This is a genomic window from Bradyrhizobium sp. SZCCHNR1051, assembly GCF_032489615.1.
Classification (GTDB): domain Bacteria; phylum Pseudomonadota; class Alphaproteobacteria; order Rhizobiales; family Xanthobacteraceae; genus Bradyrhizobium.
In genome coordinates, this window is sequence record NZ_JAUEYJ010000002.1 from 140,675 (window position 1) to 156,231 (window position 15,557).

At 66.5% G+C, this 15,557-nt stretch carries 11 protein-coding genes; 5 read left to right on the forward strand and 6 right to left on the reverse strand.

Features of this window, described 5'->3' with window-relative positions:
• Positions 1-15 precede the first annotated feature (15 nt).
• A complete protein-coding gene (locus QW868_RS02635; protein WP_315736473.1) occupies positions 16-963 on the reverse strand; it encodes an alpha/beta hydrolase in 948 nt (315 codons plus the stop codon).
• Between the two features lie 193 nt (positions 964-1,156).
• On the opposite strand from QW868_RS02635, the gene QW868_RS02640 reads away from it, so the two are divergent.
• Positions 1,157-1,633 (forward strand): Hsp20 family protein, encoded by a 477-nt coding sequence (locus QW868_RS02640; RefSeq protein ID WP_315759446.1) that lies wholly within the window; start codon positions 1,157-1,159, stop codon positions 1,631-1,633.
• A gap of 164 nt (positions 1,634-1,797) precedes the next feature.
• Positions 1,798-2,562 (forward strand): alpha/beta hydrolase, encoded by a 765-nt coding sequence (locus tag QW868_RS02645; protein ID WP_316229856.1) that lies wholly within the window; start codon positions 1,798-1,800, stop codon positions 2,560-2,562.
• 188 nt (positions 2,563-2,750) lie between these two features.
• Here QW868_RS02645 and QW868_RS02650 read toward each other — a convergent pair whose 3' ends face one another.
• Complete coding sequence (locus QW868_RS02650) at positions 2,751-3,743, reverse strand: hypothetical protein (RefSeq protein WP_316229857.1); 993 nt, start codon at positions 3,741-3,743, stop codon at positions 2,751-2,753.
• A gap of 550 nt (positions 3,744-4,293) precedes the next feature.
• Between QW868_RS02650 and gltB the strand changes: the two genes are divergently transcribed.
• Entirely contained in the window at positions 4,294-9,030 is a 4,737-nt protein-coding gene (gene gltB, locus QW868_RS02655) for a glutamate synthase large subunit (RefSeq protein WP_316229858.1), read from the forward strand.
• A 317-nt stretch (positions 9,031-9,347) separates the two neighbouring features.
• Positions 9,348-10,796: a glutamate synthase subunit beta gene (locus QW868_RS02660; protein ID WP_316229859.1), complete on the forward strand. Its 1,449-nt coding sequence runs from the start codon at positions 9,348-9,350 to the stop codon at positions 10,794-10,796.
• Positions 10,797-11,707: 911 nt separating this feature from the next.
• Here QW868_RS02660 and QW868_RS02665 read toward each other — a convergent pair.
• From QW868_RS02665 to QW868_RS02675, 3 genes are all read right to left on the reverse strand, one after another.
• On the reverse strand, positions 11,708-12,523 hold the full coding sequence (locus tag QW868_RS02665) for an arylamine N-acetyltransferase family protein (RefSeq protein ID WP_316229950.1): 816 nt from the start codon (positions 12,521-12,523) through the stop codon (positions 11,708-11,710).
• 14 nt (positions 12,524-12,537) lie between these two features.
• A complete protein-coding gene (locus QW868_RS02670; RefSeq protein ID WP_316229860.1) occupies positions 12,538-13,353 on the reverse strand; it encodes an arylamine N-acetyltransferase in 816 nt (271 codons plus the stop codon).
• Positions 13,354-13,440: 87 nt separating this feature from the next.
• A complete protein-coding gene (locus QW868_RS02675) occupies positions 13,441-13,710 on the reverse strand; it encodes a winged helix-turn-helix transcriptional regulator (RefSeq protein ID WP_315716709.1) in 270 nt (89 codons plus the stop codon).
• Between the two features lie 142 nt (positions 13,711-13,852).
• On the opposite strand from QW868_RS02675, the gene QW868_RS02680 reads away from it, so the two are divergent.
• The gene (locus tag QW868_RS02680; protein WP_316229861.1) at positions 13,853-14,395 is read left to right on the forward strand and encodes a carboxymuconolactone decarboxylase family protein; all 543 of its coding nucleotides are present in this window, start codon (positions 13,853-13,855) and stop codon (positions 14,393-14,395) included.
• Positions 14,396-14,446: 51 nt separating this feature from the next.
• Here QW868_RS02680 and QW868_RS02685 read toward each other — a convergent pair whose 3' ends face one another.
• Positions 14,447-15,448: a KpsF/GutQ family sugar-phosphate isomerase gene (locus tag QW868_RS02685; RefSeq protein WP_315736464.1), complete on the reverse strand. Its 1,002-nt coding sequence runs from the start codon at positions 15,446-15,448 to the stop codon at positions 14,447-14,449.
• Between the last annotated feature and the right edge of the window lie 109 nt (positions 15,449-15,557).

Here is a 15,557-nt window from a genome sequence, read left to right on the forward strand (position 1 = left end):
TGTCCAGCAGCACGCTCACCCGAACAGCGGCGTGCCCGGCACGAAGGCGTCGAACGCAGCCCAGAACTGCGAGCGGTAGCGGTCCTGCTCCTGCAGGATCTCGTGCTTGGCCCCGGCGATGACGAGATGCGAGCCGGCGCGCAGATGATAGGCGAACTCCTCGATCGCTGCGGTCGACACCACGGTGTCGCTGGACGCCGCCAGCATCAGGATCGGCTGCCGGATCTGGGAGGGATAGGTCATGCCGCGGAAGGTCATCATCGCCGAGAAGGCGGAATCGGCCCAGGCCACCGTCGGCGAGGCGATGCCGAGCGTCGGATCCTCCTCGAGGATCGCGGCGTTGCGGGCATAGCGGACGGGATCAGAGGTCAGCGGATTGTTGACGAACGGCGCCAGCCCGCTGATCTCGTCGTTGCCGCCCGGCACGTAGCGGCCGCCCTGCCCGGCGATGCGCATGGCCCGCAGCAGCAGCCGAGCCGGCAGCGCGGTGCGGCTGTCCGGCAGGTCGATCATCGGCGCCGACAGTACGACGCGATCGAACCAGCGCTTGCCGGCATGCGCGAGCCGCAGCAGCACGGTGCCGCCCATCGAATGCGCCAGCGCGAAATAAGGCGGCGGACAATCCGGCAGCACGACCTGGGTGACGAAGGTCTCGACGTCGAGTTCGTAGTCGGAGAACGAGCGCACATAGCCCTTGCGGGAATCGCGCAGGCGCCGCGACGAATGGCCCTGGCCGCGCCAGTCGATGATCGCGACCGCAAAGCCGCGGTCGCGCAGGTCGCGCACGGTCTCGAAATACTTCTCGATCATCTCGCTGCGGCCGGTGAACACGCACACCGTGCCCTTGCGCCCGGCCGGCGGGGCCCAGCGCGCAAAGCGCAGCTCGGCGCCATCGGGAGTCTTGATGGTGCCGGCGGTGGCGTTTTCGGGGACGGGATTGGCGGGAATCGAGACGAGCGTCATGAGGCGCCCATCGAATAGGTGAAAGGCAGTGGGAATCAAGGGGTGGAACGGCAAAAAGAGCAGGTCTCGGACGCCCTTGAACGTCGAAACGTCCGACCCATATCGGGACCGTGCAGGCCGCGTCAGGCTGCACGACGGCCCGGCCCGATGGCGGGCGGGTTAACCAACAGTCGCTCAATGGAGGACTTTGACCATGCGTACCTACGACCTCACCCCCTTCTATCGTTCCACCGTCGGTTTCGACCGTCTGTTCTCGCTGCTCGACCAGGCCACCAGCGATCCCACCCCCGGCTATCCGCCCTACAATATCGAGCGCACCGGTGAGAACGCCTACCGCATCACCGTCGCCGTCTCCGGCTTTGGCAAGGATGAGCTCTCCCTCGTCGCGAAGGAAAACACGCTGACGATCAAGGGCGAGAAGGCCGCCAACGAGAACGGCAAGAAGAGCGAGTTGCTGTATCGCGGCATCGCCGCCCGCGCCTTCGAGCGCTCGTTCCAGCTCGCCGACCACGTGGTGGTGAAGAACGCCAGCCTCGAGAACGGCCTGCTCCACGTCGACCTCGTGCGCGAGATCCCCGAGGCCAAGAAGCCGCGGTCGATTCCGATCTCGACAAACGCGCAAGCTGAGCAGCCGGCGATCGAGGGTTCGGCCGAGAAGGCCGCCGCGTAACCGGCACGCATACTCAGGAATGCGAACGCCCCGGGCAACCGGGGCGTTTTTTTGTGTGGTGCTGCAGTGCAATCAAACGACCGTGACTGACGGTAACGGTCTGCGCCCCGCCCGCGAAGACCCCAGTGATCACCTCGCCAACCCGAGCCACTGGAGCCGTTAACATGAACGTCGTTCGTACCCTCACCCTCATCGCCGCCCTGTCGGCTTTTGCCGGCCCCGCTCTGGCGCAGCCGGCGCCGCCGCCCAAGGTCCACAACGTCGTGCTGGTGCACGGCGCCTGGGCCGACGGCTCGAGCTGGGCCAAGGTCATCCCCTATCTGCAGGCCGCTGGCCTCAAGGTCACCGCCGTGCAGAATCCGCTGACGTCGCTGGCGGACTCCGCGGCTGCCACCCGCCGCGCGCTGGCCGAGCAGGATGGACCGGCCGTGCTGGTCGGCCATTCCTGGGGCGGCACGGTCGTGAGCGAGGTCGGCACCGACCCGAAGGTCAGCGCGCTGGTCTATGTCGCGGCGCGTGCGCCCGACGCGGGCGAGGATTTCGTCAAGCTCGCCGGTCAATATCCGACACCGCCGGCCCGCGCCGGCATCGTCGACCATGACGGCGACACCAAGCTCAACGAGGACGCCTTCCTGAAGTATTTCGCCAATGGCGTCGATGCGACGACGGCCAAGGAGCTCTATGCGGTGCAATGGCCGACCGCGGCGACGATCTTCGGCAACCGCACCACCCAGGCGGCATGGCACGACAAGCCGTCCTTCTATGCGGTGTCGAAGCAGGACAAGACGATCGATCCGGATTTCGAGCGCTTCCTGGCCAACCGCATGAAGGCGACCACGATCGAGCTCGACGCCGGGCACCTGTCGCTGGTCTCACATCCGAAGGAGATCGCTGATCTGATCCTGAAGGCCGCCGGTCAGCACGAGTAGTCCGATTGATGGTGCGGGACTCGTCCCAGCGGCAACAAGCAACGCTGTCATGCCCGCGAAGGCGGGCATTCAGCACGCCGCGGCAGTCATGAGCAACCGAGATGCTGGTGGTGACTGGATCGCCCGGTCACGCCGGGCGATGACAGTTGTGGTGGTGGCTGGCGGCCGGGCAGACCGCTCAATCGTCTCTAATCCAGCCCCTGCACCGGAGGCATCTTTGCCGTCGGCTGGATCTGCGGTGTCGGCTTGGCCGCGGCCGCCGGCGCTACGGAGCCGGTGGTCTGAGGCGGCGCGGCTGCCGACTGCACCGGCTTGGCATCAGACGGCTTCGCCTCGGATGACTTCGCCTCGGATGACTTGGCCTCGGACGGCTTGGCCTCGCCCGTCTTCGGCTCGTCGGCCTTGGCTTCGACCGGCGCAGGCTTGACGTCGGCGGGTTTGGCTTCGGCCGGCTTGATGTCCGCAGGCCTGGGCGGAAGGGCTTTGGGAGCCTCCGTCGGCTTCGGGTTGAGCGCCGCGGTCTGCGGCGACGGCGCTGCCGGTCGGGCTGCTGGCGTCGGCACCTTCGGCTGAACTGGCACCGCGGTGGCAACGCGCGGCGCAGCCGGCATCGGCGGCACCAGGCGCGGATCGGCCCGGATCACGCTCGGCGGCGGCAGGCGGTCGAGGCCGCCGCGCGGGCTCGGCTCATAGCGCATCCGCTCGTACTCCTCGCCCCATTGGAACGCCGGGACGAAGCGGATGATGCGGCCGGAGCGGGCATCGACCACGAGCTTGCCGTCCTCGCCCTCGCGATCGAGCACCGCCACGACGTAGACATTGCCGCGCTGACGCGGCACGCCGAGCGGCGAGAAGCCGTTGTCGCGCAAAATCGCATAGACCTCATGCACCGGCAGGAACGTCGGCGCATAGCCATAATCCTGCTGGTAGCCGTCCTGACGGTAGACCGGCGCCGGCGGCACATAGCGCTCGTCGCGGTAGCCGTAGTCAGGGCCCGACCGGTAGCCGTAACGCGGCGGCGGTGCGGGCACGACGGCCGGCGGCGGCAGATCCGGATAGGGCGTATCGAAATCGGAGACCGCCGTGTAGGGCGCACGGACGCCCGATGGCGGCAACGGCTCGGCCCGCGCGGCAAACGGCGCAATCAACGCGGCTGAGACGACTCCAACTAGCAACTTCATGGCTCAAAGCTCCTGCATGCCCCCGCACGTGAAGCTGTTCGCTTCTTCTCAAGTGCCGCGGAAGTTCTGCCGTGATTCCGGCGGTCCTGGGTCGGCGAGGGGGCGGGATCGGGGCGTCAGGTTTCAAAATCGAGCGCAGCGCGTGATCGCCCGGCCCGGTCGGGTCGTTCGGTCAGCGGCTGAAACGGAAGATTTGCCGGGGAATGGGCGCGTTGCTGCGCCCGGACCTCAGGACTCCGCGATGCTTGTGTGATAGGTTAAAGTTTGGCATCTTGCGGTTTAGGACAGAAATGCTGTCTAAAATTTCGTTGCAAAGGTGACCGAGACTTTGCAATGATGTTACGGCGCCTGAGGGCGCTGCGACATGAACAGGCCGCGCTCGTCCAGCGGGGACATGGTCCCCCGGCGGCTGGCCTGAACTCTGCAAATGCGGCTCGCTGACAAGGACGAGCGTTGGCTTCGGAGAGGGGCCGCGCAGCGCCCGGGGTGCGCCGGACGGACTGTACCGGACTGTGGTGAAGGCCCTGACCAATAATTTATGGGGACGGATATGAGCGGATCGAAGGTCGAGCACGGAAAGTTGGGCGGCGCGGTGCTGGCTGTGGATTCGCGTGAAAAACCGGCCGAGATCACCCGCGAGCTGCATACGTGGCGCCCGGAAGCCGAAGGTCTGTATGACCCGAGCCAGGAGAAGGATTCCTGCGGCGTCGGCTTCATCGCCAACATCAAGGGCCAGAAGTCGCATCAGATCGTCGCCGACGCGCTGAGCATCCTCTGCAACCTCGAGCACCGTGGCGCCGTCGGCGCCGACCCGCGCTTCGGCGACGGTGCCGGCATCCTGGTGCAGATCCCGCATGCCTTCTTCTCGCGCAAGGCAAAGGAGCTCGGCTTCACCTTGCCCGCCCCCGGCGAATACGCCATCGGCGCGCTGTTCATGCCGCGCGACGAGGCGTGGCGGAACGTCATCAAGAGCATTATCGCCGACCAGATCGAGGACGAAGGCCTGGTGCTGCTCGGCTGGCGCGACGTGCCGACCGACAACTCCTCGCTGGGCGTGACGGTCAAGCCGACCGAGCCGCGCAGCATGCAGGTGTTCATCGGCCGCAACGGCGCCGCCAAGACCGAGGACGAGTTCGAGCGCAAGCTCTACATCCTCAGGAAGTCGATTTCGCAGGCGATCTATCAGCGCCGCGACCGCGGCATGTCGGGCTATTACCCGTGCTCGATGTCGTGCCGGACCGTGATCTACAAGGGCATGTTCCTGGCCGACCAGCTCGGCAAGTACTACGCCGACCTGCACGAGCCGGACTTCGAGAGCGCGCTGGCGCTGGTGCACCAGCGCTTCTCGACCAACACCTTCCCGACCTGGTCGCTGGCGCATCCGTATCGGATGATCGCGCACAATGGCGAGATCAACACCCTGCGCGGCAACGTCAACTGGATGGCGGCGCGGCAGGCCTCGGTGTCATCGGAGCTGTTCGGCAAGGACATCAGCCGGCTCTGGCCGATCTCGTATGAAGGCCAGTCCGATACCGCCTGCTTCGACAACGCGCTCGAATTCTTGGTGCAGGGCGGCTACTCGCTGCCGCACGCGGTCATGATGATGATCCCCGAGGCGTGGGCCGGCAATCCCTTGATGAGCGAGGAGCGCCGGTCGTTCTACGAATATCACGCCGCGCTGATGGAGCCGTGGGACGGCCCCGCCGCGATCGCCTTCACCGACGGCCGCCAGATCGGCGCCACGCTCGACCGCAACGGCCTGCGGCCGGCGCGCTATCTCGTCACCAAGGACGACCGCATCGTGATGGCGTCCGAAATGGGCGTGCTCAAGATTCCTGAGGACCAGATCGTCACCAAGTGGCGGCTGCAGCCGGGCAAGATGCTGCTCGTCGATCTCGAGCAGGGCCGCCTGATCCCGGACGACGAGATCAAGGCGCAGCTCGCCGCCAGCCATCCCTACACCGAGTGGCTCGCGCGCACACAGATCCAGGTCGAGAAGCTGCCGGATGCGCCGACCACGGGCGCACGCACCAACCTGCCGCTCTTGGACCGGCAGCAGGCATTCGGCTACAGCCAGGAAGACATCGCGATCCTGATGACGCCGATGGCGGCGACCGGCGAGGAGGCCACGGGCTCGATGGGCAACGACACGCCGATCTCGGCGCTGTCGGACAAGCCGAAGCTGCTGTTCACCTACTTCAAGCAGAACTTCGCCCAGGTCACGAATCCGCCGATCGACCCGATCCGCGAGGAGTTGGTGATGAGCCTGGTCTCGATCATCGGCCCGCGGCCCAACCTGTTCGACCTCGAAGGCGTCGCCTCGACCAAGCGGCTCGAGGTGCATCAGCCGATCCTGACCGATGCGGACCTCGAGAAGATCCGCTCGATCTCGGAGGTCTCCGACAGCCACTTCGTCTCGCGCACGCTCGACACCACCTTCGATGCGAGCCTGGGCGCCGCCGGCTTCGAGCAGATGCTCGACGATCTCTGCGGCCGCGCCGAAGCCGCGGTGCGCGAGGGCGTCAACATCATCATCCTGTCCGACCGCATGGTCTCGGCCGACCGGATTCCGATCCCGTCGCTGCTGGCCTGCGCCGCTGTGCATCATCATCTGATCCGCACCGGCCTGCGCACCTCGGTCGGTCTCGTCGTCGAGAGCGGCGAGCCGCGCGAGGTGCATCACTTCGCGTGCCTGGCCGGCTACGGCGCCGAGGCGATCAACCCCTATCTCGCCTTCGAGACCATCGTCGCCCTGAAGGACAAGCTGCCGGGCGCGCTGAGCGACTACGAGGTCGTCAAGCGCTACATCAAGTCGATCGGCAAGGGCCTGCTCAAGGTCATGTCGAAGATGGGCATCTCGACCTACCAGTCCTATTGCGGCGCGCAGATCTTCGACGCGGTCGGACTGAAGGCCGAGTTCGTGCAGAAGTTCTTCTACGGCACCCACACCCGCATCGAAGGCGTCGGCCTGCCGGAGATCGCCGAGGAGACCACGCGCCGTCATCGCGACGCGTTCGGCGACGCGCTGGTCTACAAGACCGCGCTCGACGTCGGCGGCGAATATGCCTTCCGCACCCGCGGCGAGGACCACGCCTGGACCGCGGAATCGGTCGCGACGCTGCAGCATGCGGTGCGCGGCAATTCGAGGGAGCGCTACCAGGCGTTCGCCAGGCTGCTCAACGAGCAGTCCGAACGGCTGCTGACCCTACGCGGCCTGTTCCGGATCAAGTCGGCCGAGGACGACAGGCGCAAGCCGGTCCCGCTCGACGAGGTCGAGCCGGCGAAGGAGATCGTCAAGCGCTTCGCCACCGGCGCGATGTCGTTCGGCTCGATCTCGCGCGAGGCCCACACCACGCTCGCGATCGCCATGAACCGGATCGGCGGCAAGTCGAACACCGGCGAAGGCGGTGAAGAAGCCGACCGCTTCAAGCCGCTGCCCAACGGCGATTCCATGCGCTCGGCGATCAAGCAGGTCGCCTCGGGCCGGTTCGGCGTGACGACGGAATATCTCGTCAACTCCGACATGATGCAGATCAAGATGGCGCAGGGTGCCAAGCCGGGCGAAGGCGGCCAGTTGCCCGGCCACAAGGTCGACGCGACCATCGCCAAGGTGCGCCACTCGACGCCGGGTGTCGGCCTGATCTCGCCGCCGCCGCATCACGACATCTACTCGATCGAGGATCTCGCGCAGCTGATCTACGACCTGAAGAACGTCAATCCCGACGGCCAGGTCTCGGTCAAGCTGGTGTCTGAAGTGGGCGTGGGCACCGTCGCCGCCGGCGTCGCCAAGGCGCGCGCCGACCATGTGACGATCGCGGGCTTCGAGGGCGGCACCGGTGCATCTCCCCTCACCTCGATCAAGCATGCCGGCTCGCCGTGGGAGATCGGCCTTGCCGAAACCCACCAGACGCTGGTGCGCGAGCGGCTGCGCAGCCGCATCGTGGTCCAGGTCGACGGCGGCTTCCGCACCGGACGTGACGTCGTCATCGGCGCCCTGTTAGGGGCCGACGAGTTCGGCTTCGCCACCGCGCCGCTGATCGCGGCCGGCTGCATCATGATGCGCAAGTGCCACCTCAACACCTGCCCGGTCGGCGTCGCGACCCAGGACCCGGTGCTGCGCAAGCGCTTCACCGGTCAGCCCGAGCATGTCATCAACTTCTTCTTCTTCGTCGCCGAGGAAGTCCGCGAGATCATGGCCGCGCTCGGCTACCGCTCGTTCAACGAGATGGTCGGCCAGACCCAGATGCTCGACCAGTCCCGCCTGGTGGCGCATTGGAAGGCCAAGGGCCTCGACTTCTCCAAGCTGTTCGTCAAGCAGAAGGAGGCGCCGGGCCAGAAGATCCATCACGCCGAGGCGCAGGACCATCACCTCGAGGCCGTGCTCGACCGCAAGCTGATCGAGCAGGCCAAGCCCGCGCTCGACCGCGGCGCGCCGGTCAAGATCGAGGCCGAGATCAACAACACCGACCGTTCGGCGGGCGCGATGCTCTCGGGCGCGGTGGCGAAGATCTACGGCCATGCCGGCCTGCCGCAGGACACCATCCATGTCAGCCTGAAGGGCACCGCAGGCCAGGCCTTCGGCGCCTGGCTCGCCCAAGGCGTCACCTTCGAGCTCGAAGGCGAAGGCAACGACTACGTCGGCAAAGGCCTGTCGGGCGGCCGCATCATCGTCAAGCCGCCGCGCAACTCGGGCATCGTGCCGGAGGAGTCGATCATCGTCGGCAACACCGTGATGTACGGCGCGATCTCCGGCGAGTGCTTCTTCCGCGGCATCGCCGGCGAGCGCTTCGCGGTTCGCAACTCCGGCGCGGTCGCCGTGGTCGAGGGCGCGGGTGATCATTGCTGCGAATACATGACCGGCGGCATCGTCGTCGTGCTCGGCAAGACCGGGCGCAACTTCGCGGCCGGCATGTCCGGCGGCGTCGCCTACGTGCTCGACGAGGCCGGCGACTTCGACAAGCACTGCAACATGGCGATGGTCGAGCTGGAGCCGGTGCTGTCGGAGGAGATGATCGCCGAGGACACCTATCACCAGATGGGCGACCTCGAGGCGCATGGCCGGGTCGACGTGTTCAAGAACCTGCTGGCGTCCGACGTGGAGCGGCTGCACGTCCTGATCTCGCGCCATGCCAAGGCGACGGGCTCGAAGCGCGCCGCCGACATCCTGGCGAACTGGAAGGACTACGCGCCGAAGTTCCGCAAGGTCATGCCGGTGGAATATCGCCGTGCCCTGAAGGAGCTCGCGGCCAACGCCGACGCCGAGCCGAAGATCGCGATCGGGGCTTGATGTCGCTCCTCATGGTGAGGAGGCGCGTAGCGCCGTCTCGAACCATGAGGCCAACAGCGGGGCCTCGCCCTTCGAGACGCGGCGCAAGCGCCGCTCCTCAGGGTGAGGAGAAGCGGGAAGCAAATTCCTCATGGTGAGGAGGTGCGAAGCACCGTCTCGAACCATGAGGCCGAGGTCGAGGCCTCACCCTTCGAGACGCGGCGAAGGCGCCGCTCCTCAGGGTGAGGGGAAGCACAGAGGAAATTCCTCACGGTGAGGAGGTGCGAAAGCAACCGTCTCGAACCATGAGGCCCGAGCAGTCAGGGACGTCGTAGGTCATGGGCAAGGTCACAGGTTTTCTCGAAATCGAGCGGCACGATCGCAAGTACGCGCCGGTTGCCGAGCGGCTGAAGCATTTCCAGGAATTCGTGGTGCCGCTCTCCGAGAAGGAGCTGCGCGACCAGGCGGCGCGCTGCATGAACTGCGGCATCCCCTATTGCCACGGCACCGGCTCGGCCGCGCCGGGCACCACGGGCTGTCCGGTCAACAACCAGATCCCGGACTGGAATGACCTGATCTACAACGGCAATTGGGAAGAAGCCGCGCGCAACCTGCACTCGACCAACAACTTCCCGGAGTTCACGGGCCGGATCTGCCCGGCTCCGTGCGAGGCGTCGTGCACGCTGAACATCGACGACAATCCGGTGACCATCAAGACGATCGAATGCGCCATCGTCGACAAGGCCTTCGAGCAGGGCTGGATCAAGCCCGAGCCGGCCACCGTGAAGACCGGCAAGAAGGTCGCGATCGTCGGCGCCGGTCCCGCTGGTCTCGCCTGTGCGCAGCAGCTCGCCCGCGCCGGTCACGACGTCCACGTCTATGAGAAGAACGCCAAGGCCGGCGGCCTGCTGCGCTATGGCATTCCCGACTTCAAGATGGAGAAGGGCATCATCGACCGCCGCATCGGGCAGTTGGAAGGCGAAGGCGTCACCTTCCACTATGGCGTCAATGTCGGTGGCAAGGATGGCCTCGATGCCAAGACGCTCTTGAAGGACCATGACGCCGTCGCGCTGACCGGCGGCGCAGAAGCTCCGCGCGACCTGCCGATCCCCGGCCGCGACCTCGCCGGCATCCACTACGCGATGGACTTCCTGCCGCAGCAGAACCGCCGCGTCGGCAACGAGAAGGTCGAAGGCGACGACATCCTCGCCGCCGGCAAGCATGTCGTCGTGATCGGCGGCGGCGACACCGGCAGCGACTGCATCGGCACCTCGCTCCGCCAGGGCGCCAAGTCCGTCACCCAGCTCGAGATCATGCCGGCGCCGCCGGAGCGCGAGGACAAGGCGCTGACCTGGCCGAACTGGCCGCTGAAGATGCGGACCTCGTCGAGCCAGGCGGAAGGCGCCGTGCGCGAATTCGCGGTGCTGACTCAGAAGTTCGAGGGCGAGAACGGCGCCGTCAAGAAGCTGCATTGCGTGCGCGTCGATGCGCAGTTCAAGCCGATCCCGGGCACCGAGTTCGTGCTCGATGCGGAGCTTGTCCTGCTCGCGATGGGCTTCGTGCATCCGGTGCACGAGGGCCTGCTCAAGAGCCTCGGCGTCGACCTCGACCCGCGCGGCAACGTCAAGGCCAACCTGACCGACTACCAGACCTCGCTGCCGAAGGTCTTCTCCGCCGGCGACATGCGCCGCGGCCAGTCGCTGGTGGTGTGGGCGATCCGCGAGGGCCGCCTGTGTGCGCAGGCGGTCGACAAGTTCCTGATGGGCAAGACCGAGCTGCCGCGCTAGCGGCGGCCGATCAAGCGCGTTAGTTGGATGCGACCCGCTTAGTTGGACTCATCTGCCGCCGCACCGTCGGTGCGCTCCCCTCCCCCTTGCGGGGAGGGGTCGGAGGTGGGGGTCTCCAGACGCTGAATTTCGTTGCGTTCGCCAGCGCGTCAAATGCGCTTGATGCGGTTGCAGCTCTCGCCGGACGCTCTTCGTCCACCCCCTCCCGTCATTGCGAGGAGCGAAGCCACGAAGCAATCCAGGACCTAGGAAATGACTCCGGCTTTCTTCGCTCGCAATAGCGGGGTGGCACCCGCCCGCGGACCTATCGCTCAGCTTTCATATAGAGCGCGACTCGCGGACCCCCACCCCCTCCCCGCAAGGGGGAGGGGAGTTCACCGCCTTCGGTGTGAGTAACAGACTCCAACTCGCTAACAGAAAAAGGGGTGGGGGCTTCGTCGACATGAGTCGCCGCTCGGCCTGAAGTGGCAGGTCAGGCCGTGGCCGCATGATCGATCGGATGAGCGTCGAAGCGTCAGGGTCGACGTTTCAACCGTGAAGCCCCCACCCGTCCTGGCCGTCAGGCCAGCTCGGATGAGCCGCGTCGCGCGGCTCTGATGTCAGGAAGGGTGAGGCCGTGTGCGGCGGTGACAGTCCTGCTCCGACGTCCGCGGCAGGATTAATCGCGTCGCGTGCATCACGATGTCAGTCATGCTGGGCGATCCCCCTTGTTCGACGGCCGGACCCGCGAGCCCCCTCGGGTTCCCGCAACCTAAGGGTGCGAATCTTAAGATAAGCCCAATGCGGACGCCGGCATTCCCTTCAAATGCCGCGCAACACGCGAAAAAGCTTCGTATCGACTGTTGCCAGCTCGATCGATTGCGAAGCACGTTCGAGAATCGAACATCATCCACGACACGGTCGTCCGGAGCTCAGCTCGACGTCCGCGCCCAGATGTCTTCGATTGGCACGGGAGGCGTCACACGGAAGATGTCGTCGATGAGCCGGCCGAGCTCGTCGGCGCTCTCGATGATCCGCTCCTCGATCACGTCTCCGTCGCGCGCCTGCCGCTGATAGCGGCGGCTGACCAGCTTGTGACGCACGCCGGGCTCGACACGCTCCATCATCAGCGTATGCGTGGCCGGCACGTTCGGGCTGGTCGACGTATACCAGCTGCCGAGCACATAGTCGGCATGGATCTGCGGCACGAGGTCGAACGCATACATCATGCGCCAGCCCGTCGGCTGCTTCGCGCTGACCGTATAGAGCCCGTCCCACGTGCCGATGCGAAACGTTCCCATCGGCGTCTGCTGCTCGGAGCCAACTTCGAGACGAATGGGCGCATCCATCATGCAGATGCCGAAGCCGACGTCGACGAGATGCAGATAGCCGTCGACCTTGACCATCAGCATCATGTGCTGGCGCGGCCCGAGCGGATCGGTCGGCGCCGAGCGCCAGCGCACGCGCCCCGTCAGGCCGCTGACCTCAAAGCCGACCGCTTCCAGCACCGCCTGGAACAGCACGTTCTGCTCGAAGCAGTAGCCGCCGCGGCGGCCGAGCACGAGCTTCTGTTGCACCGACGGCAGGTCGACATGGACGGGACGGCCCATCAGCGGATCGAGCGCCTCGAACGGCAGCGCGTCGACATGCGCGGCCTGCAGCGCTGCGAGCGTCGACAGGTCGGGCGCGAGCGGCCCGCGATGGTCGATGCGGGCGAGATAGGAATCCAGTTGAAGCTCACCGACCATCGTCATGCCTTCCGTCAGCTCTCGATGCGCTTCCAGATCACCTCGACGGACACCGGAAGCGTGACGCCGAACACCTCCTCGATGACGCTGCGCAGCGCATCGGGCGTTTCGATGATCCGTTCGCTCCGCACCTCGCCATCACGCGCCTCGATGACCAGGCGGCGATTGACCAGCTTGTAGCGCGCCTCACGCGTCAACCGCTCCAGGATCAGCATCGAGGTGAACGGCGTCAACGGGCTGGTCGAGGTGAACCAGTTGCCGAGCACGTAGTCGGCATGGATCTGCGGCACCAGATCAAACACATACATCGTGCGCCAGCCGGCGGGCTGCTTCGCCTCGAGCCAATAGAGCCCATCGGAAAGCGTCAGGCGGAACGTGCCCATCGCAGTCGGCTGCTCGACGTCGGGCACCATCTGCAACGGCGTATCGAGCAGGCAGGAGCCGAAACCGACATCGGCGAGATGAGGCCCCTCCGGCAGGTCCACCTTCAGCATCATGTGCGTGCGCGGCGTCAGCGGCGCGGCCGCATCGAGGCGCCAGCGCACCCGCGCCGAGAGCGGCGTCACCGCAAAGCCGATCGCCTCCAGCGCCGCCTTCAGCAGCGCATTCTGCTCGAAACAATAGCCGCCGCGACGGCCGTCGACGATCTTGGCCTGGACCGAGGCGAGATCGATGTTCACGGGACGGCCGAGCAGCGGATCCAGGCCCTCGAACGCGATCGCATCGACATGCGCCGCCTGCAATCCGGCAAGCGTTTCGAGCGTCGGCGCCAGCGGCCCGCGATAGCCGATGCGCACGAGATATTTATCCAGATCGAATGCGCCCGGCATCGGCTCTGCTCCCTGTCTCGGGCGAGCCCATAGCACGACGCCGCCGTGCCCGGCCAGACCGGGACCGCGCACGTGCCCAAGCTCGGCTCATCCCGTCTGCCGGCTCCAGCGCTCGGCAAAACGATGCAGCGGCAGGAAGGTCTCCAACAGCTCGCGCCCCAATGGCGTCAGCTCGTAGCCGCTGTCGCCCAGCACGATGAAGCCCGCCTCGCGCAGCTCGTCCAGCCGCGCCTGCAACACGGTCGGCGAGGCCTCGTCGCAGGCCGCGCGCAGCGCCCGGGAGGTCAGGGCGTCGTCGCGCAGCTCCCAGACGATGCGCAGGCACCAGCGCCGGCCCAACAGATCGAGCAGCGCCATGACCGGCCGGCCCGAGCGCGAGCCGCGCACCCGGCGCGGTTGAACGTCTTTCGGCACGAAAACTCTCCAACAGCTTGCCAAGCGCTACGGAAAGCGTAGCATACTGCTACAGTAAATGTAGCACCGCGCAGGAGGAACCGCCATGCCCCGGATCGCCCCGCTGCAGCCGCCCTACCCGGCCGACATCCAGGCGCAATTCGACCAGATCATGCGCGGGGCGCCGCCCTTGATGCTGTTCCGGGTGATGGCCGGCCATGCGCGCGCCTGGACCAAATTTCGCGGCGGCAGCCTGCTCGACCGCGGCCCGCTGTCCCTGCGTCAGCGCGAAATCGTCATCGATCGGACCTGCGCGCTGAATGCGTGCGAGTACGAATGGGGCGTGCACGTCCGCATCTTCGGCACAGACGCCGGCCTGACGGCGCAGCAGATCGACGCCACCGTGAATGCGCCGGCCGACGCGGCGTGCTGGTCGCCCCCCGAACAGGCCCTGATCGCTGCGGTCGATGCCTTGCACCAGCGGTCGACCTTGAGCGAGGACGAATTCACCCGCCTCCGCCTGCATCACGATGAGGATCAGGTGCTGGAAATCATCCTGCTGTGCGGCTTCTATCGCACCGTGTCGTATGTCGCGAACGCACTGCAGCTGCCGCTGGAGGCCGATGCGGTACGATTCAACGCAGGCTGACCGGTCTTCCCAAGCGCGCGGCAGCCGGGCGCCCGGAAACGACGCTTCGAGCTAGGCCACCCCTGCCCGCAGCAGATCGTGCATGTGCAGGATGCCGACCGGCTTGGCGCCGTCGGTGACGATCAGCGTGGTGATCTTGGCGGAGTTCAGGATCTCCAGCGCCTCGGAGGCCAGCGCCTCGCGGCGGACGGTGCGCGGGTTCGCGGTCATGATCTCCTCGACCGATGCGGACAACAGATCGGCACGCATCTTCCGCCGGAGGTCGCCGTCGGTGATGATGCCGGCGACGTGGCCGCGAGCATCGACGATGACGACGCAGCCGAGTCCCTTGGCCGACATCTCGGCCAGCGCATCCGGCATGCCCGTGCCCAGCGGCTTCAGCGGCACCGCGTCGCCCGAGCGCATCAGGTCCGAGATGTGCTTGAGCATGGCGCCGAGCTTGCCGCCCGGATGGAAATTGGCGAATTCGAGCGCGGTGAAGCCGCGGCCTTCCAACAGCGCGATCGCGAGCGCATCGCCGATCGCCGCCTGCATCAGCGTCGAGGTGGTCGGCGCCAGATTGTGCGGACAGGCCTCGCGCGCCTTCGGCAGCTCCAGCACGATGCGCGCCGCCTGCCCCAGCGACGATTGCGCATTGGAGGTGATCGCGATCAGCGGGATGGCGAAGCGCTTGGTGTAGTTGACCAGCGTCTTCATCTCCGGCTGCTCGCCGGACCACGACAGCGCGATGACGACGTCGTCGGAGGTGATCATGCCGAGATCGCCATGGCCGGCCTCGGCGGAATGGACGAAGAAGGCGGGCGTTCCGGTCGAGGCGAGGGTCGCGGCCATCTTGCGGGCGACGTGGCCGGACTTGCCGAGACCGGTGAGGATCGCCCGGCCCTTGGCCTGGCGGATCAGCTCGACGGCGGCGGCGAAGGCCGGCCCCAGAGGACCGCGCAGTGCAGCGGAGATCGCGGCAATGCCATTGCTGCCGGCGTCGAGCGTGCGCAGCGCCGACTGGATATCTGCGTTTGCGGGAGCGGCTTCGGGCAACGGTTTCGATCTCGGCATGCGGACTTCCAAGGCTGAACAGTCAGGCGCCGCTCTTTAGCATGGGTAAGGCAGCAAGGCGCCATCAACAGCCCATTAACCATATTTGTTTTTACTCCCTTAACGAGGC